Annotated in this window: 23 protein-coding genes; 3 read left to right on the forward strand and 20 right to left on the reverse strand. The window is 58.6% G+C overall.

Annotated features, from left to right (window positions below):
• Nucleotides 1-62: 62 nt before the first annotated feature.
• The 11 genes from AC2FIB_RS04355 to AC2FIB_RS04405 form a co-directional block, all read right to left on the reverse strand.
• Nucleotides 63-476, reverse strand: a complete 414-nt coding sequence (locus tag AC2FIB_RS04355) for a hypothetical protein (RefSeq protein ID WP_496734175.1) — start codon at nt 474-476, stop codon at nt 63-65.
• Nucleotides 463-1,797 carry a cell division protein FtsA gene (gene ftsA, locus AC2FIB_RS04360; RefSeq protein WP_496734211.1) on the reverse strand — a complete coding sequence of 445 codons (1,335 nt, stop codon included), beginning with the start codon at nt 1,795-1,797 and terminating at the stop codon, nt 463-465. Before ftsA ends, AC2FIB_RS04355 begins: the two co-directional genes overlap by 14 nt.
• Nucleotides 1,798-1,805: 8 nt before the next feature.
• A complete protein-coding gene (locus AC2FIB_RS04365; RefSeq protein ID WP_496841778.1) occupies nt 1,806-2,801 on the reverse strand; it encodes a cell division protein FtsQ/DivIB in 996 nt (331 codons plus the stop codon).
• Complete coding sequence (locus AC2FIB_RS04370; RefSeq protein WP_496734171.1) at nt 2,789-3,712, reverse strand: D-alanine--D-alanine ligase; 924 nt, start codon at nt 3,710-3,712, stop codon at nt 2,789-2,791. Before AC2FIB_RS04370 ends, AC2FIB_RS04365 begins: the two co-directional genes overlap by 13 nt.
• A gap of 102 nt (nt 3,713-3,814) precedes the next feature.
• Nucleotides 3,815-4,741, reverse strand: coding sequence for a UDP-N-acetylmuramate dehydrogenase (gene murB, locus AC2FIB_RS04375; RefSeq protein WP_496734170.1), 927 nt, complete (start codon nt 4,739-4,741; stop codon nt 3,815-3,817).
• Nucleotides 4,742-4,786: 45 nt separating this feature from the next.
• Nucleotides 4,787-5,041 (reverse strand): DUF2484 family protein, encoded by a 255-nt coding sequence (locus AC2FIB_RS04380; RefSeq protein WP_496734168.1) that lies wholly within the window; start codon nt 5,039-5,041, stop codon nt 4,787-4,789.
• Nucleotides 5,038-5,274, reverse strand: coding sequence for a DUF2484 family protein (locus AC2FIB_RS04385; protein ID WP_496778168.1), 237 nt, complete (start codon nt 5,272-5,274; stop codon nt 5,038-5,040). The genes AC2FIB_RS04380 and AC2FIB_RS04385 overlap by 4 nt, the downstream gene beginning before the upstream one ends.
• An 88-nt stretch (nt 5,275-5,362) precedes the next feature.
• A complete protein-coding gene (murC, locus tag AC2FIB_RS04390; RefSeq protein WP_496724396.1) occupies nt 5,363-6,772 on the reverse strand; it encodes a UDP-N-acetylmuramate--L-alanine ligase in 1,410 nt (469 codons plus the stop codon).
• The gene (locus AC2FIB_RS04395) at nt 6,769-7,866 is read right to left on the reverse strand and encodes a UDP-N-acetylglucosamine--N-acetylmuramyl-(pentapeptide) pyrophosphoryl-undecaprenol N-acetylglucosamine transferase (RefSeq protein ID WP_496767964.1); all 1,098 of its coding nucleotides are present in this window, start codon (nt 7,864-7,866) and stop codon (nt 6,769-6,771) included. Before AC2FIB_RS04395 ends, murC begins: the two co-directional genes overlap by 4 nt.
• On the reverse strand, nt 7,866-9,029 hold the full coding sequence (ftsW, locus tag AC2FIB_RS04400; protein ID WP_496734162.1) for a putative lipid II flippase FtsW: 1,164 nt from the start codon (nt 9,027-9,029) through the stop codon (nt 7,866-7,868). Before ftsW ends, AC2FIB_RS04395 begins: the two co-directional genes overlap by 1 nt.
• Nucleotides 9,030-9,198: 169 nt before the next feature.
• Nucleotides 9,199-9,492 (reverse strand): antibiotic biosynthesis monooxygenase family protein, encoded by a 294-nt coding sequence (locus tag AC2FIB_RS04405; protein ID WP_496724392.1) that lies wholly within the window; start codon nt 9,490-9,492, stop codon nt 9,199-9,201.
• 218 nt (nt 9,493-9,710) lie between these two features.
• Between AC2FIB_RS04405 and AC2FIB_RS04410 the strand changes: the two genes are divergently transcribed.
• Nucleotides 9,711-10,892 (forward strand): BaiN/RdsA family NAD(P)/FAD-dependent oxidoreductase, encoded by a 1,182-nt coding sequence (locus tag AC2FIB_RS04410; RefSeq protein ID WP_496734160.1) that lies wholly within the window; start codon nt 9,711-9,713, stop codon nt 10,890-10,892.
• Here the strand turns inward: AC2FIB_RS04410 and AC2FIB_RS04415 are convergent.
• The 9 genes from AC2FIB_RS04415 to mraZ all read right to left on the reverse strand — a co-directional run bounded on the left by AC2FIB_RS04415 (nt 10,889) and on the right by mraZ (nt 20,582).
• Nucleotides 10,889-11,263 carry a glycine zipper family protein gene (locus tag AC2FIB_RS04415; protein ID WP_233493524.1) on the reverse strand — a complete coding sequence of 125 codons (375 nt, stop codon included), beginning with the start codon at nt 11,261-11,263 and terminating at the stop codon, nt 10,889-10,891. The genes AC2FIB_RS04410 and AC2FIB_RS04415 overlap by 4 nt on opposite strands.
• A gap of 105 nt (nt 11,264-11,368) precedes the next feature.
• Nucleotides 11,369-12,769, reverse strand: a complete 1,401-nt coding sequence (gene murD / locus AC2FIB_RS04420; protein WP_496841779.1) for a UDP-N-acetylmuramoyl-L-alanine--D-glutamate ligase — start codon at nt 12,767-12,769, stop codon at nt 11,369-11,371.
• Between the two features lie 150 nt (nt 12,770-12,919).
• Nucleotides 12,920-14,002, reverse strand: coding sequence for a phospho-N-acetylmuramoyl-pentapeptide-transferase (mraY, locus tag AC2FIB_RS04425; RefSeq protein WP_058274330.1), 1,083 nt, complete (start codon nt 14,000-14,002; stop codon nt 12,920-12,922).
• 39 nt (nt 14,003-14,041) lie between these two features.
• The gene (locus AC2FIB_RS04430) at nt 14,042-15,433 is read right to left on the reverse strand and encodes a UDP-N-acetylmuramoyl-tripeptide--D-alanyl-D-alanine ligase (protein WP_496734157.1); all 1,392 of its coding nucleotides are present in this window, start codon (nt 15,431-15,433) and stop codon (nt 14,042-14,044) included.
• Nucleotides 15,430-16,911 carry a UDP-N-acetylmuramoyl-L-alanyl-D-glutamate--2,6-diaminopimelate ligase gene (locus AC2FIB_RS04435; protein WP_496734155.1) on the reverse strand — a complete coding sequence of 494 codons (1,482 nt, stop codon included), beginning with the start codon at nt 16,909-16,911 and terminating at the stop codon, nt 15,430-15,432. Before AC2FIB_RS04435 ends, AC2FIB_RS04430 begins: the two co-directional genes overlap by 4 nt.
• Nucleotides 16,912-16,932: 21 nt before the next feature.
• On the reverse strand, nt 16,933-18,720 hold the full coding sequence (locus AC2FIB_RS04440; protein WP_496734153.1) for a peptidoglycan D,D-transpeptidase FtsI family protein: 1,788 nt from the start codon (nt 18,718-18,720) through the stop codon (nt 16,933-16,935).
• Nucleotides 18,717-19,085: a cell division protein FtsL gene (gene ftsL, locus AC2FIB_RS04445; protein WP_058274326.1), complete on the reverse strand. Its 369-nt coding sequence runs from the start codon at nt 19,083-19,085 to the stop codon at nt 18,717-18,719. Before ftsL ends, AC2FIB_RS04440 begins: the two co-directional genes overlap by 4 nt.
• The gene (rsmH, locus tag AC2FIB_RS04450) at nt 19,082-20,074 is read right to left on the reverse strand and encodes a 16S rRNA (cytosine(1402)-N(4))-methyltransferase RsmH (RefSeq protein ID WP_496734151.1); all 993 of its coding nucleotides are present in this window, start codon (nt 20,072-20,074) and stop codon (nt 19,082-19,084) included. Before rsmH ends, ftsL begins: the two co-directional genes overlap by 4 nt.
• A gap of 4 nt (nt 20,075-20,078) precedes the next feature.
• Nucleotides 20,079-20,582, reverse strand: a complete 504-nt coding sequence (gene mraZ, locus AC2FIB_RS04455; RefSeq protein ID WP_082637227.1) for a division/cell wall cluster transcriptional repressor MraZ — start codon at nt 20,580-20,582, stop codon at nt 20,079-20,081.
• A 907-nt stretch (nt 20,583-21,489) separates the two neighbouring features.
• Between mraZ and AC2FIB_RS04460 the strand changes: the two genes are divergently transcribed.
• Nucleotides 21,490-21,714: a DUF1127 domain-containing protein gene (locus AC2FIB_RS04460; RefSeq protein WP_496734150.1), complete on the forward strand. Its 225-nt coding sequence runs from the start codon at nt 21,490-21,492 to the stop codon at nt 21,712-21,714.
• Nucleotides 21,715-22,088: 374 nt separating this feature from the next.
• Entirely contained in the window at nt 22,089-22,379 is a 291-nt protein-coding gene (locus tag AC2FIB_RS04465; protein ID WP_496734148.1) for a DUF1330 domain-containing protein, read from the forward strand.
• Nucleotides 22,380-22,381 lie beyond the last annotated feature (2 nt).

A 22,381-nucleotide genomic window follows, 5' to 3' on the forward strand; every position in this document is an offset into this window, starting at 1 on the left:
GGGCCTCTGTCGGGCCTTGTGGATATCTTGCGGGATAAACGAGTCAGCTGCAACCCATTTCTTTAGCTGATCGGGGTACTTGGACAATTCAAACCGTCCTCGGTGATGCTGCGCACCTCTTGGATTTCGCTGTCTGCAAAAGTGGCCAGTCGCACCATCAACTTGCCCTTATATTCGAAAGGCCACCAGCAGACCGGGATACCATCCGGGTCATCATCATAAAGAAAGCAGATTTGACCATCAGGCGTGGTGATCTGACCATAAACGCACCCGCGCCCCACCATGCGCCAGACCGACAGCACGGGGCTGAGAAACTCTTCAGTTCCTACTAGCTCGCCCGTTGAAAAGTCGTGGAACGTGACAGTCTTGCCCTTTACTGCATCCAAAAACGCCTCAGGTGTGATCCGGGTTTGCGCCTGAGTGGTCAGCGGTACCAAGGCCAGCAGCGCTGCGACCCCCAGCTTACCAATTGTCACGGAACCAACGCACGGCCCGCTTGAACGGGCGCGCAGCATAGGTGTCGACCGGGATTTCAAAATCCCACCATTCGTCCTGCGGATGCGCCGCAAACAGGCTAAGCCCCACTGCAGATGAGAACCCCGGCCCGGTCGCCGATTGAGGCAGGCCATGCACACGCAGCGGCCGGCCAAGACGGACACGCTGCCCAAGGATGCGGGTAGCCAGTCCGTCCAGCCCCATGATTTGGCTGCCGCCGCCGGTCAGGACGATCTGCTGGCTCGGCATATGCTCAAACCCGGCGGCATCCAGACGAACACGCACCTCTTCAAGGATCTCTTCAACACGGGGACGCATGATCCCGATCAGTTCAGCTCGGCTGACCGTGCGGCGATCATGTTCCCAATCGCCAGTATCCCCGCCGATGTCGATCAGGTCCCGATCATCCGCGCCAGTTGCGTGAACGCCGCCGTTAAAGGTTTTGATCCGCTCGGCGACCGATGCGGGAATGCCCAACCCCATCGAAATGTCCGAGGTCACATGATCACCACCCATGCGCACGCAGTCGGCGTAAATCATGTGCTTTTTCATGAAGATCGACACGCTGGTCGTACCGCCACCCATGTCGATACAGGCCGCGCCCAGTTCCTGCTCATCCTCGACCAAGGCGGAAACACCAGACACATAGGCCGAGTTTGCAATTCCGGCCAATTCCAAATCACAGCGTTTGATACAGCGCACAATGTTCTGGATCGCGGTCGCGTCGACCGTCAGCATGTGCATGTCGACGGCAAGGCTCTGCCCCATTTGGCCGCGCGGATCGATCAGACCTGAGCGGTTGTCCAAAGCGAAATTGACCGGTTGGGCATGCAATACCTCGCGCCCTGCCCCGTAATCCGGCACATCACAGGCGTTCAGGACACGGCCAACCTCTGCCTCGGTCACGACCTGACCCTCAAGATCGACCTGCGCGTCCAACCCGTAAGAGCGCGGGTTCGCACCCGAGAAGCTGGCTATCACATGATCGACCCGGATATCGGCCATCTTTTGCGCCGCCTGCAGGGCGGTTCGGATCGCCCGTTCGGTTTCCTGCATGGCGGTGACTTCGCCAAATTGAACGCCCCGCGACCGTGTGGTCGCAGCACCAATCACCCGGAACCCGGTCTGCCCGGCCATCGACCCGATGGTGTTGTCCTCGCTCAGGCGGCCGGTCCCGTCAAAGCGCAATACAAGACAGGCAATCTTGGAGCTGCCAATATCGAGAATGGCGACAACACCGCGCTGCATGGCTTGTCTGCGCATCTGCCGCATGGCGCGCTGGGACTGATAAAGATCGGTCATCATGGTCGTTACTGCTCGCTACCCACTGTCACTTTTGTATTCCACCAGTCTTCGCTGGCAGCTTTGGTCATTCTTATTGTCGGACGTTGCCCAAGGCGCATGTCGACCACCGCGACGTCGCGTTCCAAAAGGTCCTGCACCTCATTCACGGCCAGAACGCGTTCCAACGCGCGTACGGGGCGTTCGGTTGGCAACATGATGCGCTGGCCGCGGTCCATAACCAGGTCCCAGCGACGTTCACCAATCCGGACCAATCCGCGCACACGACCGCCGAGGCTGCGGGCGGTTGTCAGCAATTCAAGCGCCTCACCTACGTGACCGTCTGCACCTTTGCCCGCGATCAGAGGTAAATTAGAGTGATCCTTGCGCGACGCGATGCGTTCCACATGCGCGCCGGTCTCATCCAGCAATTCGATCCCACGGCGCGTACGCCAGACGATGACGGGCTGACGCTCGACAACATCCACCTGCAGAATGCCGCCCGGGCGCACCCGTACCGTGGCGGATTTGACCGGATTCAGCCCGGTAATCGTGTCGCGGATTTGCTCAACATCCAGATCCCATGAGCTGACAGGGAAATCCAGCGGTACGACCTCACGAATATCCTCGGACAGGTTGGTCCCTGCCCCGTCAATTGCCATCAGATTGACCATGAACTCTGGCCGTTGCTGGATCGAAGTCTTGATGTCGATGACATAGGCCACTACCGCATCGCGACGCTCTTGCGAACCGAAATAGATGCCAACTGCGGCGCAAACGGCAAACACCGGCAGGCCAATCTTTAGGCTGCGCCGAACGCCCCGCGTCAGCATCCAGCGCTGCAGGCGGTAGCTGAGACGAGACGGGGCCGGGTCGGGGCGATCGCCCTTGCCACCAAACATACCACGCAGCCGCAATTTGGGTTCGGCTCCGGTATGTGCGCCGGATTCGAAATCAGCATCGGGACCGGTCAGTTGTTTGGGCCGGTGAACCACAGGCGCTCGGGTGGCTCTTAGCGGTCGCATGATGCGTCCTCCACCATCCAGGCGCATAGCTGCCCGAAACTCATCCCCAGATGTGCGGCCTGTTCAGGCACCAGGGACGTCGGCGTCATGCCGGGCTGAGTGTTGGTCTCGAGAAGGAAAAGCCCATCGGCACCCATACTGTCATCCCAGCGGAAATCCGTACGGCTTACGCCCTTGCATCCCAGCGCAGAATGAGCGCGCAATGCGTAGTCCATGCACAGGGCAAAAATCTCGGTCGGTACGTCAGCGGGCAAAACATGCCACGATCCGCCGGGCTTGTACTTGGCGTCATAATCGTACCAACCGCCATCGGTCATGATCTCGGTAACCGTTACGGCCTTGTCGTTCATCACCGTTACAGTCAACTCGCGTCCGGCAATGTATTTCTCGACCATAACCTGATCGGGCATTTCATGCGACAGCTGCGGAGGGCCATTAGACCCTTCATGCACGATGTAGATCCCAACGCTGGAGCCTTCGTTGTTGGGCTTGGCCACGTAAGGAGGCTCCATCACATGAACCTTAACTACCTCAATCTTTGGTACGATCACGCTGGCAACAACGGGTAGGCCTTCGGCCTCAAACACTTCTTTGCTGCGCTGCTTGTCCATCGCCAGCGCCGAGGCCAGAACACCAGAGTGCGTGTACGGAATGCGCATCCATTCCAGCAGACCCTGAACGCAGCCATCCTCACCCCAGCGGCCATGCAGGGCGTTGAACACAACGTCTGGTTTGATTTCCAAAAGGCGCGCATAGAGGTCAGGACCTGCGTCCAGCTCAACTACTTCAAAGCCTTCTCCCACAAGGGCGGCCGCGCATTCGCGCCCAGAGCTGAGAGACACCTCGCGTTCCTTCGAGGGTCCACCCATCAATACCGCCACTTTGGGGTTTGTCCTGCTCGACATACCCAACGTGCGCCTCAATGTCCCCGGACCTTATGTGGTGGTCCGTACTGCGTTTATCTCCTTGATCCGTCGCCTTAATTTGCCTGTTATGGTCTGACGGTCAGGGCTTTATTCTGTCAACGGATCACCGACCCGCATGATTTCCCACTCTAGCGTGATGCCGCTTGTTTCGTAAACCTTTTTTCGCACCTCTTCGCCCAGACCTTCGAGGTCCGCGGCAGAGGCATCGCCGGTATTGATCAGGAAATTCGAGTGCTTCTCGCTCATCTGTGCGCCGCCGCGCGTCGCGCCGCGCATGCCCGCATCGTCAATGACCTTCCACGCCTTGAGGTCGTGCACATCATCCGCCCGCCCGGTCGAAGAAAACCCTGCCGGGTTGCGGAAGGTTGACCCGGCGCTGCGGTCTTTGGTCGGCTGGGTTTCGTCGCGTTTTTGCAACTGCGCGGACATCCGGGCGTGCAGCTCTTCCGGATCGCAGGATGGACCTTCGAAAGTGGCCGATATTAGTACCGCGCCTTCGGGCAGATCGGACTGGCGATAACGAAAATTCAGGTCTTCCGGAGTCAGTTCCACAAGCTCTCCCTGCCGGGTGACAATGGTCGCCTTGCGCAGCACGTCTGCCGTGTAGCTGCCATAACACCCTGCGTTCATCCGCACCGCGCCGCCAATTGAGCCCGGGATGGTACGCAAAAAAGTCAGGTCCACACCCTCATCCGCTGCCTTGCGCGCCACATGCGCATCCAACGCGGCTGCTCCGGCGGTAACAGTGTTTCCCTCAACCGAGATAGCATTGAACCCGCGCCCCAATCGGATCACAACCGCGCGCAAACCGCCATCACGCACAATCAGATTTGACCCGACCCCCATCGGGAAAACCGAAATATCTGCGAGCAAATCGCGCATAAATGTCTGCAGATCTGCGATATCGGCCGGCTGGAAAAGAAAGTCTGCAGGACCTCCTACCCGAAGCCAGGTCAGATCGTTCAAGTTGCGGCTCTCAGTGAGTTTACCGCGCGGTGTCGGAAGCGCTGTCATGTCGGCTAGATCGCGGATTCTGACGCATAACGCAAGACGCATCCATTACGGAGCAGACCCGAGTATCCTGCGTACCCAACGCCCTAGATAGATCACAGGCCAACGCAGTACCGACATACCCGCCGCCAGAACGATCAGCCCGATCCACGGGCCGTTCTGCAAAGTGACGTAACCCAGTATTGGAATCCCCACAGCGATCAGGACATAAGCGCGGGTCCAATGGTTGTCCTTGCTGGGGATCATCGCCAGCAAATTTGCGGCGATCCCCCAAAGCGCGGCAAGGGCGATCGACCAGTTCATTCCTCGACCTCCTGCCCTGTCCAGCGACGCCAATAAAAACGAATGGGATTGCGGAACATGGATGCAAAGGCAGCAAAGGCCAGCACCGAGAAAAACCAGCCGAAGTCATGGCCCAGCCAGACGATCAGCGCGGGAGCGGAAACGAACAGCACAATGCCCGGCGGAAATTGCAGGCGCATTGGCAGCATGGCCACGATCGTTGAGGCCAAAACCCACAAGCCAGCAAAAAGCACCGAATATACCAACTGCCCCTCCGAGGACGATCATTGCTGCAACTGCAAAATCACACTTTAAAGTTGCAGTGCTAGAGAGTCCATTCCATCAAACGGCTTGTTTTTGTCGCAGCCTTTCAGGCAACCCATTGGCCCAGGCGCTAATTGTACCGGCGCCAAGGCAAACAACCATGTCACCGGGACGGGCCTGTTCGCGAACAAGGCGCTCCAGATCGTTTTCGTTCAGCAATGCACGCGCGTGGCGGTGACCGTGACGGATCAGGCCTTGCACCAGATCATCTCGGCTGGCTCCTTCGATCGGGTCCTCTCCGGCAGAGAAAACATCAGCGATGGCTACAACGTCCGCGTCATTGAAGCAGGTGCAGAAATCGTCAAACAGATTGGACAGGCGCGAGTACCGGTGCGGTTGGTGCACGGCGATCACGCGCCCATCGGTGGCCTGGCGCGCAGCTTTAAGAACGGCTGCAATCTCTACCGGATGGTGGCCGTAATCGTCGATAATGGTGACGCCATCGACCTCGCCGACCTTAGTGAAGCGGCGGTTGACGCCGCCAAAATTAGCCAGCGCATCACGGATTTCCGAGGCCTTCATACCCAGATGGCGGGCGACGGCCACTGCAGACAGCGCGTTTGAGACATTGTGGTCGCCGGGCATCGGCAATGTGCAGCCCTCGATCATCTTATCTTCGTACTGAAGGTGGATGTCGAAATGCGCCACGCCGCCCCTGTAGGTCAGGTTCAACGCACGAACATCAGCCTGCGCATTGAACCCATAGGTCCGGACCCGGCGGTCGGTGATACGTCCAACCAACGTCTGCACCTCTGCATGGTCCGTGCAGCACACAGCCAGACCGTAGAATGGCAGGTTCGAGACGAACTCGTAGAACCCGTCGCGCAGTTGGTCGAAGTCACCCCAATGCTCCATATGCTCGGGGTCGATATTCGTAACAATGGCAATGGTCGCGGGCAGTCGGTTGAACGAACCGTCGGATTCGTCGGCCTCGACCACCATCCATTCACCCTGCCCCATCCGTGCGTTCGAACCGTAGGCATGGATGATGCCGCCATTGATGACGGTCGGATCGAAATCGCCGGCCACCATCAGCTCGGCCATCATGGTGGTCGTGGTGGTCTTGCCGTGGGTTCCGGCAATGGCGATGTTGGATTTCAGGCGCATCAGCTCGGCCAGCATGTCGGCGCGACGAACAACCGGCAGGCCTTGCGCCCGGGCGCCGTCCAGCTCGGGGTTGCCAGGCTTGATCGCGGTCGACACCACAACAACGGCCGCGTTTTCAAGGTTTTCGGCACGCTGGCCGACAAATATCTCAGCCCCAAGGCTCGCCAGACGATCAGTGATCTTGGACGCCTTCAGGTCGGACCCCTGCACGCGGTAACCGAGGTTCAGCAAAACCTCGGCAATGCCCGACATCCCAATTCCGCCGATCCCCACAAAGTGAATCGACCCTACGTCTTGCGGCAGTTTGGTTGCAGGATTCATGTGGTCTCCTTCTGCGCCAGTTGTTCGACAAGGGCCGTCAGACGTTCAGTTGCGTCGGGGGCACCGGTCGAGAGGGCGGCATGGGCCATCTTTTGGGCGGCTTCGGGGTTGGTAAGAACGGCGGTGATTTGCTCTGTCAGCGAGGGAACGTCAAGTGCGTTTTCCGGGATCATAATCGCGCCGCCTGCCTGAACCAATCCTCGCGCGTTCGCAGTTTGATGGTCGCCTGCGGCTGCGGCGAACGGGATCAGGATCGATGGACGTCCGATGACCGAGATATCCGCCACGCTGGATGCGCCGGACCGGCTGATGACAAGTTGTGCATCCGACATGCGACGCGGAACGTCGTCAAAGAAAGGTTTGACCTCGGCCCGGATACCATGTTCGGCATAGAACGCCGTAACACGTTCCCCATCCTCGTCGCGGGCCTGATGTGCAACACGGATATGGCTGCGCAAGTCGTCAGGCAAGGCAGCAATCGCGCCAGGGACAATATCGCTGAGAATGCGCGCACCCTGACTGCCGCCCATAACCAGAATAGACATAGGATAGTCGCCCGGTGGGATGTAACCTGCGGCCTCGCGCTCAAGCACGGCGGCGCGGACCGGGTTTCCGGTGTGGATTCCATTGGCCCCTTCGGGCAGATCGGTTGGCCAGACACCACAGGCGACGTTGGCAACACGCGTGGCAAACAATTGGTTCACGCGCCCCAGAACCCCATTCTGTTCGTGGATCATGCGCGGAACTTTCAGCATCGTCGCGGCCCCCAAAGCCGGGATCGACGGGTATCCGCCAAAGCCCACGACAACGTCCGGTTTGTCCCGCATCATCTGGAACGCCATGCTGCTGACGCCGCCCGCAATCCTGGGGCCGACCAATGCCTTAGCGGCCAGTCCGCCGCGCGCGAAGGTGGCAGAGGCAACCTCGACAATCTCGACCGTTTGCGGAAAGGCGCCTGTGTAGCGCGCGCCACGCTCATCCGTGGACAGGCGCACGCGCCAGCCTTTATTCAGCATCGCTTCGGCCAACGCCTGCGCCGGGAACATATGGCCCCCGGTGCCGCCAGCCGCAATCAACAGATAAGGTTTCCCCATCATCCTCTTCCGCGCAGAATATCACCAAGTTCGCCCTGTGGTCGGCTTCTGGTGAAGGCCAGCAGCATTCCTACAGCGATGCCGCCCGCAATCAGCGACGACCCACCATAGCTGACAAAGGGCAGCGTCATACCTTTGGCTGGCAGCAGGCGCACAGCCACACCCATGTTAATCATGGCCTGAACGCCGAACATGCAGGCCAGACCAGTCCCGGCCAATCGGATGAACATGTCACGTTCCCGCATCAACCGCAGAAGTGACCGCACCACGATCAGTGAATACAGCGCGATGATGATCAGTACCAGGATCAGACCGTATTCCTCGGCCGCGACAGCGATGATGAAATCCGTGTGGGCATCGGGCAAAGACCACTTCACCTGTCCCTCACCCACGCCGACACCGAAAAGACCGCCTTCACGGATGGCGTTCGTGGCATAGCCAAGCTGGGTGGTAGGGTCGACCTCCTGGTTCAGGAAGCCATCAATACGGCGGGCAAAGTGTTCCGAATTCGAATAGGCGAACATACCCCCCAGGACTACGACGCCCGCCATGCCAACCAGCAGCAGCATCGGCGCACCGGCCACAAAGTACATCACACCCCATCCAAACAGGATCAGGCAGGCCTGACCGAAGTCAGGTTGCAAAACCAGCATCGCCACAATTGCAATGCACAACGCAAATGACCACAACCGACCCGGAGGGCCGTTGATCTGTTGCGACGCAGCCAGCAGCCACGCGGCCGCGACGACAAATCCGGGTTTCAGAAATTCCGACGGCTGCAAAGATGCAAAGCCCAGCGAGTACCAGCGCACCGCCCCTTTTCCGAAATCCGTTCCGAAGACGGGCAGAAAGGCCAGCGCCACAAACGAGGCAAGGAACCCAAGTACTGCCAAACGGCGCACCAAAGTCGGCGACATCATCGACGTCAGCAGCATCGCAATCAGCGCCAGCCCACCGAACAGCGCCTGCCGTTCAACATAGTGGAACGGATCAAACCCGTTGCGCCCTGCCAGCGGTGGTGATGAGGCCAGCCCCAGCAACAATCCGATGACAAACAGGATCAGAACGCAGGACATCGTCCAGCGATCAATCGTCCGCCACCATTTCGGAAGAATCGGTTCTCCGCGCTGGTCCTGGACCGCGCCATACACCATCTCAGTCATGAGATACCGCCACTATCTGCCTCGTTAACGTCCCGTTTTTCAGGATCTGAATGAGAGTCTACAGGCATTTTTGCGTTTGGGCTAGCGGAATGACACGACAACAGGGGAAATTGACACCTCCAAGCCGGAGATCCGACCCGGGCTTTCCTTTCCAGGATGTACGGATCACCTAGGTGACAAGATCGTAGTGCTTTATCGTTCTGGACTCGACCAACTCGGCCTCTGCCGGATCGATATGTGGACTTTGGTAATCGTCACCAACAAAAGCTACTAATGCGTCCAGGCTGCTCCAAATCATGACAAAACTGAACTCACGCGGTGTATCCGAACGCGGAGCACCCGGCAGGACCTGAACGACGCCTTCGGTGCTTTGCATCAATGGGATCGCAGTCTCGTGGAAGAACTTTGAAAATTCCGCCTCTTTGCCCGGACGAACTGTGACTTGGAAAATGCGCATGATCATTGAACCGCCCTCCTGTGCTGTACATCAAGATGAGTTTTCGTTTCGCGAGCATTCTAACACATGATATCGCGACCAATTTCGTAAGGGCACCAGCTGTCAATTTCTTCCCCTTTCCCAGAACCGTTAGAAGGACAAGGGTTCACCACCAGTCAGGCCTAGACGGCGCGTGTTTTCGTCTTCCTCTTGCCTTCCCTATTAATTCAAGCCATCCCGCGCGCATGACCTACGACACGATCATCCTTGGCGCCGGCGCAGCCGGTATGATGTGCGCGGCACATTGCGGCGGGCGCGTTCTGGTGATCGACCACGCGAAGGCTCCGGGTGAGAAAATCCGCATCTCGGGCGGTGGGCGCTGCAACTTCACCAATATGTACGCAGGACCGGGAAACTTCCTGTCGCAGAATCCGCATTTCTGCAAATCCGCGTTGGCGCGGTACACGCAGTGGGATTTCGTTGATCTGGTCGGCCGACATGACATCGCATGGCATGAAAAAACGCTGGGGCAACTGTTCTGCGATGGATCATCAAAACAAATCATCCAGATGCTGCTGGACGAAATGGGGCGTGCTGGTGCCGAGCTGTGGGTTCGAACCGAAGTGAAAGATCTGCGCAAGACCGACAGCGGTTTTATTCTGGACGTAGAACGAGAAGGCCAGCGGCACGGTCTGAGCTGCACCAATCTGGTCCTCGCCACTGGCGGCAAGTCGATCCCCAAGATGGGCGCGACTGGGATGGCCTATGACATCGCGCGGCAATTCGGGCTGGGGATAACAGAAACGCGGGCGGCACTCGTTCCGTTCACGTTCTCGGACGGTCGGTTCAAAGACCTGTCTGGCGTATCCTTGCCTGCGCGGCTGTCGAATGACCGGACCAGCTTTGACGAGGCCCTGTTGTTCACCCATCGCGGGCTTAGCGGACCATCGGTTCTGCAATTGTCTTCCTATTGGCGCGAAGGCGAGGCGATCCGCGTAAACCTGATCCCGGATCTGCCGCTGTTTGATTTGCTGCGGGATCAGCGGCAAAGCAGCGGACGCAAGGCGCTGACCACGGAACTCGCGCGCCACCTGCCCGGGCGTCTGGTCGAGTACCTGAGCCATCATATCCCCATGCCAGGCAATCTAGCCGATCAGTCGGACGCCGCGCTGTCCGAACTGGTCGCAGCACTGTCCGACTGGCAGCTTACCCCCTCGGGCACCGAAGGGTATCGTACAGCCGAGGTGACGCTGGGTGGGATCGACACTGATAGCCTGTCGTCAAAAACGATGGAGGCCAGGGATGTCCCCGGCCTCTATACGATTGGCGAAGCAGTGGATGTCACCGGCTGGCTAGGCGGTTACAACTTCCAATGGGCGTGGTCCTCGGGCCACGCCGCAGGAATTGCAATCGCCGGGCAGAGTTAGCCGACGACGTTGTAGCCACGTCCGCGCATGCAGTTGCGCACGATTACTTCTTTGTTCTGGTTTTTGTTGATCACGTCAGCGCCGGCGCCAACAAGCGCACCGGCAACTGCCGCACGGCCCAGATTGTCGCTGCTGTCCTGAACAATCCCGGTTACAGCCGCCGCACCTGCCGCGCCTATCGCTGCATTTCCTGCGGTAGAGCCATCAACGCTGGCTTGTGATGCCGCCAGTTGTTGGCACTGCTGAAGGTCTACGTTGTAGTTCGGGCCGATCGGGCCGTCGACGATTGGTTGATAATTGGCACCTGTGTTGGTGCAGGCACCGGCAACGAGAATGGCAGGCAGGATCAGAGAAAACTTACGAAATGGCATAGTCATAACCTCGTGTTGAATTTGCAGGCAAGCAAAACCAATAATGATGGCGCGTCAAGCTGATAGCATCGCAGCTTGGCCCAACCGGCGGTCTATTGCAAATGGCTATTCCGGAAGCCGTTGCCTGACTTCCGCTACAAAGTCCTCTCCGCGCTGCTCGAAATTGTCATATTGATCGAAACTGGCCGCGGCTGGCGCAAGCAGGACTGTCTCGCCGGGTTGGGCATCCTTCATGGCTTGCTCAACAGCCTCGGACATGGTGGTGCAAACCAGCGCATCGGCCTTAAGTTGCATGGCGAAATTCGCGGCCTCGCGACCAATGACATATGCCTTGACCACCTGGTCAGCGGCTGCGTTCAGAGCGGCGACACCGCCTTCCTTCTCAAGCCCCCCACAGACCCAGCGGACCTTCCTGAAGGCGCTCAACGCCTTGAGAGCGCTGTCCACATTGGTGGCTTTTGAGTCATTCACATAAGTAATACCGCCTACCTCGGCGATGATCTGACTGCGATGCGGCAGGCCCGGATAGCTGTGCAGCGCGTCTTCGATCACGCGCGGTGCCAGTCCCAGCACGCGACAAGCGGCATAAGCCGAACAGGCGTTTTGGTGGTTATGCGCGCCGGGAAGGCCCGTGATTCCGCGCAGGTCAATCGAACCCGCTTGCCGTCCCTTGCGGTATTCCGACAGGAACCCTTTGCGGGCAAACACCTGCCATCCGGGTCCCGTCAGTTTGCGCGCAACAGACACGCGGATGACCCTATCATCAGCGCGGCCCTCTGCCAGTTGACCGGCCAAAAACGCGCCCTCTTTCTCGTCAATGCCAATCACGGCGCGGTCCGGGCCACCTTCAGCGAACAACCGACGCTTGGCGGCAAAATAGCCCCCCATCCCGCCGTGGCGGTCAAGATGGTCGGGCGACAGGTTGGTGAAAACGGCCACGTCCGGGGTCAGGGCACGGGCCAGTTCTGTTTGATAGCTGGACAGCTCCAGCACAACGACCGAACCGTCACCACCCGGATCAATATCCAGCACACCACGCCCGATATTACCCGCCAGCTGTACCTCGCGCCCGGCTTCGGTCAGGATATGGTGGATCAAAGCCGCGGTGGTCGATTTCCCGTTCGACCCGGTCACCGCGATCACACGCGGCGGAGAGTCATAATTGTTCCACTCAGGCCCTGCAAAGGATCGAAAAAACAGCCCGATGTCGTTATCGACCGGGACACCGGCCTCAAGCGCCGCAGCCACAATTGGATTGGGGTCAGGATAGAGATGAGGAATACCGGGCGAAACGATCAGCGTGGCGATATCGTCAAACGCTCCATGACGGCGCAGATCGGCACAGACGAACCCTTCAGCCTCGGCCACTTCCCGGGCGGCAGGGTTGTCATCCCAACACACAGGCTCAGCTTTACCTGCCTGCAGGGCACGCGCCGTGGCCAGCCCCGACCGGCCAAGCCCCAGAACCGCAACCTTCTGCCCTGAAAACCCTTTGACCGGGATCATACTGCCCACCTTCGTATAGCTTTGAATTGGCCGCCACACTGCACCGAAGAAATCACCGATGGCAAGGGTGGCAAAAGGCTCGCGCGTCAGCGCGAGCCGGGCCCAACAGGTGACAGGTGGACCGCAGGTCCGCCGAACCTGACGGGAGCGTTACCGGACTTTCAGCGTTGCCAGACCGATCATTGCCAGGATTAGCGAGATGATCCAGAACCGGATCACGATCGTCGGTTCTGCCCAGCCCTTTTTCTCATAGTGGTGATGGATCGGCGCCATCAGGAATACCCGGCGTCCAGTACGTTTGAAATACAGCACCTGGATGATCACGCTCAGCGCTTCGACCACGAACAAACCACCTACGATCGCCAGTACCAGCTCGTGTTTGGTGGCTACCGCGATGGCACCCAATGCACCTCCCAGCGCCAGCGATCCGGTGTCGCCCATGAACACCGCAGCTGGTGGCGCGTTGTACCAAAGGAAGCCAAGACCAGCACCGAACAGGGCCGAAGTAAAGACGAAAATCTCACCTGTTCCGGGCACGTAATGGACATCCAGATATTCGGTAAAGTCGACCCGCCCAACGGCATAGGCAATCACTCCCAGCGTCGAAGCCGCGATCATCGCCGGCATGATGGCCAGACCATCCAGACCATCGGTCAGGTTCACAGCGTTGGCCGCTCCTACGATCACGACGATCGAGAAGGGTATGTAGAACATGCCCAGATTGATAAGTGTATCCTTGAAAATGGGCAGCGCCAGCTGGTTCTGCAGGGCCTCGGGATGGTGCAGCGTGGCCCAGGCCGAGGCCAGAACTGCGATGATAACCCCCAGTGCCATACGCATTTTACCCGAAACGCCCTTGGTGTTCTGTTTCGACACCTTCGCATAGTCATCAGCAAACCCGATCGCCGCATAGGCCAGCGTTACAAACAGAACCATCCAGACATAGGGATTGTCCCACCGTGCCCAGATCAATGTCGATGTCATCAGCGCGCCCACGATCAGCAGCCCGCCCATCGTCGGTGTGCCCGCCTTCGAAAAATGCCCTTCGGGCCCATCATCCCGGATCGGCTGGCCCTTGCCCTGCTTTTTGCGCAGCACGTTGATCAGCGGTTTGCCAAAGAGAAAACCGAAAATCAGCGCGGTCAAAAAGGCGCCGCCTGCGCGGAACGTGATATAGCGGAAGAGGTTGAAAAAATCTCCTCCGTCCGACAGGGCGGTCAACCAATAGAGCATTTCAAAACCTTTCTCACACTGAGGTGGCGGGCGCGATCATCAAGCAAGCGCGCCCCCTTGCCCCATTTTACGCAAACCGTCAACAATCTGCGCCAATGCCATGCTCAGCGATCCCTTGGCCAACACAGTGTCACCGGCCTGAACAAGCTCGGGCAGTTGAACCGCCATCTCGGTGCTGGTCTCGAACCAAAGCCCGCGTTTATCCGCCGGAAGTGCATCGTGCAGCGCCTTCATCAGCGGGCCGACGCAATGCACTTTGTCCACGCGCTGCATAGCCGAAACATCCGCCATCGCCGCATGCATAGCAGTTTCCTTCGGCCCCAACTCCTTCATATCCCCAAGAAAAGCGATACGACGATGCCCTTGCGCCGCGGCCAAAACATCCAGTGCGGCCTCCATCGACGTCGGGTTAGCGTTATAGCTGTCATCCAGCAGTTCGATCCGGCCACCGTCGGTCAACGCGATCTGTTCGCGCACCCCGCGCCCCTTGACCGGCGACCATCCGCCGAGACCTGCAATCGCCTGATCCAGATCGACGCCCAATTCGACACAGGCAGCCAATGCCCCCAGGGCGTTCATGGCGAAATGCGTGCCCGCTGATTGTACGTCAAACGCAAACGTCCGTCCTGCGACTGTTGCCTTTGCATGAACCGAGTCAGCCTTTTGGGTTACATCGGTCAATGTGTAGTCGGTGCCATTGCGGCCGAAATCTACCGTTTTCGCGCCCAAATCCCGCGCACAGTCGCGCAGGATGTCCGCATGCTCGATATCTGCGTTCAGGATGGCCCCGCCGCCCTCCGTCAGGCCGTCAAAAATCGCGGCCTTTTCATGCGCAATACCGGCCACCGAGTCAAACGCTTCTAGGTGCACTGCCGCCACTGTCGTGACCAGCGCCACATGCGGGCGGGCTTGCTGCGCCAGCGGAGAGATCTCTCCGGGATGGCTCATACCAACCTCGATCACAGCGAATTCTGTGTCACGCGGCATCCGCGCCAAGGTAAGCGGCACGCCCCAGTGATTGTTGTAGCTGGCAACGCTGGCATGAGTTTTTCCCTGCGTTTCCAAAATGGTGGCCAGCATTTCCTTCGTCGATGTCTTGCCGACGCTTCCGGTCACCCCGAGCACCCGCGCGTCGCAGCGGTCACGACCCGCGCACCCCAGCGCCTCAAGCCCCAACTGCACGTTTTTGACGATCAACAAGGGCGCATCTTCGGGTACGCCCTCGGGAATACGCGACACCAAGGCTGCCCCAGCGCCTTTTTCCAAAGCCTGTGCCACAAATTCATGCCCGTCCCGCGCGGCTGTGAGTGCGACGAAAAGATCGCCAGGTTGGATGGTGCGCGTGTCGATTGACACACCATTGACCGCCCAATCCGAAGTGACGCGTCCACCGGTTGCCTCGGCGGCCTCGGCTGCAGTCCACAATGTCATGCCACCCTCCCGTCCAGTGCGGCCACACTGATGCTGGCCTGTTCGACATCATCAAAAGGCAAAACCTGATCACCAACGATCTGGCCGGTTTCATGCCCCTTGCCCGCAATCAAAAGCGCGTCGCCGGGTTGCAGCGCGTCTATCCCGCGCAAGATGGCCTCGGCCCGATCGCCGACCTCGGTGGCCTTTGGTGCCCCATCCATCACGGCCGCGCGTATGGTGGCCGGATCTTCGCTGCGCGGGTTGTCGTCGGTGACGAAAACCACATCTGCGTGGTTGGCGGCGGCTTGCCCCATCAGCGGGCGCTTGGTCGCGTCGCGATCACCGCCCGCGCCGACAATGGCGATCAGACGGCCCATCACATGCGGGCGCAGTGCCTTGAGTGCGGTCGCCACTGCGTCAGGTGTATGAGCGTAATCCACAAACACCGCTGCCCCATTCTCTCGCGTCGCGGCCAGCTGCATGCGTCCACGAACCGTCGTGAGATGCGGCAGGGTTTCGAACACGTGTTCAGGCTCTTCCCCTGCAGCAATAACCAGACCGCAGGCCAACAAGATATTTTCGGCCTGAAAACCGCCGATCAGATTCAAACGGGTTTGGAAGATCTTGCCCTGCCAAGAAAACCGCAGGTCCTGACCTGTTGCGTCAAACCGCTGATTCATCAGGCACAGGTCTGCTTCCCCAAGCCCAACGGTCAAAACCTTCTGCCCCCGGTCTTTGGCAATTCGGAGGACCTGAGCGCCCTTGGGATCGCTCATGTTGACGACAACAGTGCCGTCTTGCGGCAGGACCCGATCAAACAGACCTGCCTTAGCGTTGAAATACGCCTCAAACGTTTCGTGGTAGTCCAGATGGTCCTGAGTGAAGTTCGAAAACCCCGCCGCAGCCAACTGTACCCCGTCCAAGCGGCGTTGTTCCAACCCGTGCGAGGATGCCTCCATCGCAGCATGAGTCACTCCGTTCTCCGCAGCCTCGGACAGGCAACGATGCAAAGTGATTGGTTCGGGCGTTGTATGGGCTAGTGGTGCGGTCCACGCCCCCTCGACCCCTGTGGTCCCGAGGTTCACCGCGGCGTGACCAAGTTCGGTCCAGATCTGGCGCACAAATGTCGCGACCGAGGTTTTGCCATTGGTGCCAGTAACCGCAACGATGGTCTGCGGTTGCGCTCCGAACCACAGCGCGGCGCACCCGGCCAGCGCCTGACGCGGGTCCTCGAGCACGATCAGCGCCGCATCTGATGCGGCCAGTTCCTCGGCAGCGATCTCTGCCCCTTCAGCATCCGTCAGGATGGCTGCGGCGCCCATACGCAAAGCGTATTGAATGAACTCACCGCCATGAACACGTGTACCGGGAAGTGCCGCAAAGAGGAAACCGTCTTTGACTTCGCGACTGTCGACCGCCAGCCCTGTGATATCAGGATTGGCGCCGCCTCGGGCGGTCAGGGCCAGTTGGCTGAGTTTCTTTGTCCTTGCGCCCATGACCCACCTCGTTTGGACAGCCTAATTTGAGGTCAGCGTTATAGCAGCGCCGGCCTCAGGCTCAACCCGAGGACGCAGGCCCAGCAAAGGTGCGATGCGCCCGATCAATTCTGCGGCCACAGGAACCGCTGTCCAACCTGCCGTACGGCGCTTTTCGCCATAGGCAAGGATGGATGGTTCGTCCAACGTTACAATCAGGACATATTTTGGGTCATAGGCGGGAAAGAACGTCGCGAAGGTCGCAATCACCTTGTCGTCGTAATAACCGCCGCGCGGCTTGGGTTTATCCGCGGTGCCGGTCTTACCGGCCACATCATAGCCTGCCACATCGCCAAAACTGGCGGTGCCATCTGTCACCACCCGGCGCAACATCTTCTGCGCCTGGTTTGCCGCGTTGTCAGACATCACCCGAGGACCGTATTGCGGCCCATTTTTGCGCAGAATCGTCGGGCTTACATAGTGCCCGCCATTGGCAATCGCCGCGTACCCCGCCGCTAGGTGCATGGGGCTGGTCGACAGACCATGACCGTATGAGATGGTCACCGTGCTCAGTTCGCCCCATTTTTTGGGCTTCAACGGCTCACCGCCCTTGGCCTCGACGATTTCGAACGGGGTGGGATCGAACATACCAAGCGATTCCAGGAAATCCTGCTGCCGTTGCGCGCCGATCTGCAACGCCAGCCGCCCGGTGCCCCGGTTCGAGCTGTGGACGATCACATCCGCGACGCTGATTTTGCCGTAATTCTTGCCGTTGAACTCACCAATCGGGAAACGGCCGATCCTCATCGGACCTGAGGTATCGATGATCGTATTCGAGTTCACCAAACCCAGCTGAACCGCCTGCGCGGCGGTGAATATCTTAAACACAGATCCCAGTTCATAAACGCCCTGAACATAGCGATTGAATAGTGGGCTGTCTGAGGGATCGAACCCCGAGGTCGGCGGGCGCGGGCGATCATTGGGATCGAAGGACGGCAATGAGGCCGCCGATATCACCTCGCCCGTATGCGCGTTCATCAGAACCGCCGACGCCCCCTTGGCGTTCATAATCTTCATGCCGCCAAACAGCACCTGCTCAACCGCGGCCTGAACGGTCAGGTCCAGCGAGAGCTGCAGCGGCTTAGTCCCATTCGCGGGATCACGCAAGTAGTCGTCGAATTGCTTTTCAACACCGGCCACACCGATCACTTCGGCAGCACTGACGCCTTCGCGCCCAAAGCTTGACCCGCCTAGGATATGCGCCGCCAGACGGCCATTCGGGTACAACCGCATCTCACGCGGGCCGAACAGAATGCCTGGGTCACCGATATCGTGCACGGCTTGTTTCTGTTCGGGCGAGATACGCTTTTTGATCCACAGGAATTTGCGATTCCCGGTGAAATCCTTGACCAGGCGTTCTTTTTCCAGATCAGGGAAGATCGCGACAAGCTGATCAGCGGCAGCAATCGGGTCGATCATCAACGGCGGCTGCGCATATACCGAATAAGTGTCCAGATTGGTCGCAAGAATGCGCCCTTCCCGGTCGACGATATTGGCCCGCTGCATCGCAATGGCTGCACCAGGGGCCGAGGCCACGGGTTCTTGCGCTTCGGAGGTGGCCAACATGCCCATCCTGACGCCCACGACCGAAAAGGCGCAGAAAAAGAACAGACCCAGCACCAGCAAGCGGCCCTCAGCGCGGGTGCGGCTGCGGTCTTTCATGTCTTCGTGACGCTTGCGGATGTTTTCGCGCTCGATGGCTTTGGGATTCTCGCCCCGCGAGCGCGCATCAAGGATTCGGGCCAGAGGGCGCAGCGGCGTTCGGGTCATGGGATTTGCACCTCACCCAACGCTTGAATGTTTGTGATGGCCTGCAGCTCGATCGGGTCGACGATCGGCAGGTCAGGATCTTCCGCATAGGCAATCTGATCGGCGCGACCGAATTGCTCGGCCCGCAGGGGCAAAAGGCCCAACCGTTCAAAGTTTAGATCTGCAAGCTCACGCAACCTATCGGGGCGGTTCAGATAAGCCCATTCGGCGTTCAAAACCGCCAATTTCACCTGCGCCATACCAATTTCGCGCTGCAGCTTCTGCGTTTCCTTCACCACCTGCTGCGTGCGATAGTTTTCCTGATACGCCCACAGCGCCAGTCCAAACACGGACAGAGCAGTCAACACATACAAAACACTCTTCATTTTGCTCTTCCCCCTAGTTGCGGCATGCCAACAGCGCGGGCGTCAATTTCCCCCGACGGCGCATCCGTTCGAATTGCAACACGCAGCTTTGCCGAGCGCGAACGCGGATTTTCCTGCAGCTCCTGATCATCCGGTCCCACGGCCTTACGAGTCTTAAGCGTGAACTGCGGCAACTCCTGCTCAATCTCGGGCGCATACCGATTGGCCCGGCCCGTCTTGCCCGCACGGGACTGAAAGAACCGTTTGACCATCCGGTCTTCGATGGAATGAAACGTTACGACTGCCAGTTGCCCGCCCGGCTTCAACGCACGTTCCGCAGCCATAAGACCCTGATACAGCTCTTCATATTCAGCATTCACTGCGATCCGCAGGCCCTGAAAACTGCGCGTTGCAGGGTGGGACTGCCCCGGCTTGGGACGCGGCAAACAGGATTCGATGATCTGAACCAGGCGCAGAGTTGTTGTTATCGGCTCTTCCGCACGCGCTTTGGCGATGGCCTTGGCAATGCGGCGGCTGGCACGCTCTTCGCCATAATGATACAGGATATCAGCTAGTTGTTCCTCGGTCGCAGTATTGACCAAATCTGCCGCGCTTTCGCCCTCTTGACTCATACGCATGTCGAGCGGGCCGTCCTTCATGAAAGAAAATCCGCGTTCCGCCAGGTCGAGCTGCATCGACGACACACCCAGATCCAGAACGACACCATCCAGATCCTGTGCGTATTCGTCCATGCGCGAGAATACACCCGGCTGCATCACAAGCCGGTCGCCATAATCTCCGACCCAATCCGCCGCCATTTCAAACGCCAACGGATCACGGTCCACGCCGATGACCTTATCTGCCCCGGCGTCCAGCAGGCCCTTTGTATATCCGCCTGCGCCAAACGTTCCATCCAGCCAGACGCCCGACACGGGCGCAACAGCAGCCAGCAATGGACGCAGCAGAACGGGAATATGAGGTTTTTCGGAAGGGGTGTTAGCGCCGGCCATGCCGTTACGCATCCCCGGTGCCGTCAAGGAACTCCAAAGGATCAAAGTCCTCGGGCTGTTCGTCCAACCACTCTTCGGCCGCAGCCAATTCTTCGGAATCGTAAGTTTCCGGCTTCCAAATCTGGAACGTGTCACCCGCGGCGATAAAGAATGCCTCACCTTCAAGATTGATCTTATTGCGCAGCTTAGCCGGCAGCACCAGACGGCCGGTTTCATCCACTGTGGTCGGGAAGGATTGACCGTGGAACATGCGCTGCAACATCTTCCGCTGCATCGACCCGCGCGGCAGCGCGTCGATCTTGGCATCGACCTCTTCGATCGCCTGCATAGTATAGCATTCCAGGAATTTGCGACGGTGGTCGCCGTAGACAATTACAAGCTCAGGAGTGTCGCCGGGCTGCCAGTTCGGGTCAGAGGATTCAAGCACACGGCGAAACGAGGCCGGGATCGACACCCTGCCCTTCGTATCCACCTTGTGGTGGCTTTCACCTCTAAACCTGCGCGCCAAGACGACTGTCCCTTCCGCTTGCGCCCCACTTAAAATTCACTCCCCCAGATGAAAAACGGCGGGTTGATCTGCTGCCACTGATCAACCCGCCGCATTGACCCGCTGTGCGGGATGTCCAGCTGCGCGCGCCACCTGGGGGGATGTCTGCTCGCCCGCGCGCCGGATCTCTTGATTGATGAAAGCGAGATGCCTGTATGAAACCTGTTTTTATTGGTTCGGGGTCGTTTGGCGCCCCATGTGCCTCGTCCTCATCGGATGAACTAGGGATGGCATGGGAATTCATGGAAATCAACAGAAAATTTGCCGACCTTATGTTCAGAATCACAGTTTAGCCAACGCAATTGGGAAAGAAAACCACCCCACAGACACCAATTGTAGATAGCTTGCGTTAGTATAGTACTAAATAGGCCAGTTTTGGAGCCGCCCCGGATATTCCCATAATTTCCCAGAAAATTCTTCACGGGGTGATGATTTATGATGAACGCAGCAAAAATGGGCCACTTGATTAGCGAATCACTCCAATATTAGACCTCAACCACATGTGGATTCTGCGCCGCTCCAGCTGACGCCCATGAATTCCCACGAACCGAAATCATCATGTCAGCCGCCGCGCGTCTGGCCCATCCAATACACAAAGCGCACAAGAATTGACAAACTCCGCTCAAAAGACGCGCAAACACGAAAATCCAGGAAATCTTGTTGAAACCTTCCCTTGGGGAAACATCAGCTGAAGGCCTTATTTTACTGGTCCTGCCCAACCCTCATCGACAACCATTTGATATCTATGCATTTGCTGCATAGCAGCATTGACGTTGTCGGGTATTGTGCAATTGCAGCATTCGCTTATTTTCAGTCTCAAGCAAGCGCCGGACAACACCGGCAACACCGAATACATCGAGTAAAGCAAATGGCTGCAGCAACACATAACACCGCGCTCAAAGGCGCACCGGCAACTAGCCTGGCTTTGCTGTTCAAGGCGGCAAAGACCCGATTCATCCAATATCGCGTCTATCGCCAGACAGTTCACGAACTGTCTGACCTGTCGAACCGCGAACTGGCTGATCTGGGGCTTCACCGCTCAATGATCCGCCGCCTGGCCCAGCAAGCGGCCGAAGAACACGTCGCACGTTAAGCGACACAGAAACATCGAGATCAGGTCCTTCCTCCTCCCTTTTGGACCTGTATTTCAGCGGCGGCATCTCTCCTCCTCCCTGATGTCGCCGCCCTTAATACCGGCCTTGAACGCCGGAACGTGACACACCGGGTACTCCTCCTCCCTTTCCCGGTGTTGAAAGCGCGCGGCGACGTCTCTCCTCCTCCCTGACGTCGCCGCGTCTTCCTCATACCGGGATCAAACCCGGGTTCGGATACATCGGGGCTCTCCTCCTCCCTGCCCTGATGTTGAAAAGAACGGCGGTTCCCTCTCCTCCTCCCTGGGAACCGCCGTTTTTGTTTTTCGCACCGAGATGTAAACTGAAGCCCTGACCAGAATTTCAGGAGCTTCCGATGGCCGCATATTTCATCGCCCAGATTTCCATTCACGACCCTGACGGGTACCAGAAATACCTTGAAGGTTTCATGCCGATCTTTGACCGGCACGGAGGTCGCCTGCTGACGATATCCTCCAAGCCCGTGGAACTAGTCGAGGGCGTATGGCCCGAAGACGGAATTGTGTTAATGGAGTTCCCATCTCTTGCCGCGGCCAAGGCGTGGAAAGACGACCCAGACTATATCAAGCTGGCGGAAATCCGGCACAAAACCGCGACGGCGAACATGGTACTGGTTGAAGGGCTATAGCG

The organism is Ruegeria sp. YTSA072 (assembly GCF_059610285.1).

Coding starts and splice junctions, on each gene's coding strand:
- ftsA (WP_496734211.1), bottom strand. CDS start 1,797: ATGACCGATCTTTATCAGTCCCAGCGCGCCATGCGGCAGATGCGCAGA.
- AC2FIB_RS04365 (WP_496841778.1), bottom strand. CDS start 2,801: ATGCGACCGCTAAGAGCCACCCGAGCGCCTGTGGTTCACCGGCCCAAA.
- murB (WP_496734170.1), bottom strand. CDS start 4,741: ATGACAGCGCTTCCGACACCGCGCGGTAAACTCACTGAGAGCCGCAAC.
- AC2FIB_RS04380 (WP_496734168.1), bottom strand. CDS start 5,041: ATGAACTGGTCGATCGCCCTTGCCGCGCTTTGGGGGATCGCCGCAAAT.
- murC (WP_496724396.1), bottom strand. CDS start 6,772: ATGAATCCTGCAACCAAACTGCCGCAAGACGTAGGGTCGATTCACTTT.
- AC2FIB_RS04395 (WP_496767964.1), bottom strand. CDS start 7,866: ATGGGGAAACCTTATCTGTTGATTGCGGCTGGCGGCACCGGGGGCCAT.
- ftsW (WP_496734162.1), bottom strand. CDS start 9,029: ATGACTGAGATGGTGTATGGCGCGGTCCAGGACCAGCGCGGAGAACCG.
- AC2FIB_RS04405 (WP_496724392.1), bottom strand. CDS start 9,492: ATGATCATGCGCATTTTCCAAGTCACAGTTCGTCCGGGCAAAGAGGCG.
- AC2FIB_RS04410 (WP_496734160.1), top strand. CDS start 9,711: ATGACCTACGACACGATCATCCTTGGCGCCGGCGCAGCCGGTATGATG.
- AC2FIB_RS04415 (WP_233493524.1), bottom strand. CDS start 11,263: ATGCCATTTCGTAAGTTTTCTCTGATCCTGCCTGCCATTCTCGTTGCC.
- murD (WP_496841779.1), bottom strand. CDS start 12,769: ATGATCCCGGTCAAAGGGTTTTCAGGGCAGAAGGTTGCGGTTCTGGGG.
- mraY (WP_058274330.1), bottom strand. CDS start 14,002: ATGCTCTATTGGTTGACCGCCCTGTCGGACGGAGGAGATTTTTTCAAC.
- AC2FIB_RS04430 (WP_496734157.1), bottom strand. CDS start 15,433: ATGACATTGTGGACTGCAGCCGAGGCCGCCGAGGCAACCGGTGGACGC.
- AC2FIB_RS04435 (WP_496734155.1), bottom strand. CDS start 16,911: ATGGGCGCAAGGACAAAGAAACTCAGCCAACTGGCCCTGACCGCCCGA.
- AC2FIB_RS04440 (WP_496734153.1), bottom strand. CDS start 18,720: ATGACCCGAACGCCGCTGCGCCCTCTGGCCCGAATCCTTGATGCGCGC.
- ftsL (WP_058274326.1), bottom strand. CDS start 19,085: ATGAAGAGTGTTTTGTATGTGTTGACTGCTCTGTCCGTGTTTGGACTG.
- rsmH (WP_496734151.1), bottom strand. CDS start 20,074: ATGGCCGGCGCTAACACCCCTTCCGAAAAACCTCATATTCCCGTTCTG.
- AC2FIB_RS04460 (WP_496734150.1), top strand. CDS start 21,490: ATGGCTGCAGCAACACATAACACCGCGCTCAAAGGCGCACCGGCAACT.
- AC2FIB_RS04465 (WP_496734148.1), top strand. CDS start 22,089: ATGGCCGCATATTTCATCGCCCAGATTTCCATTCACGACCCTGACGGG.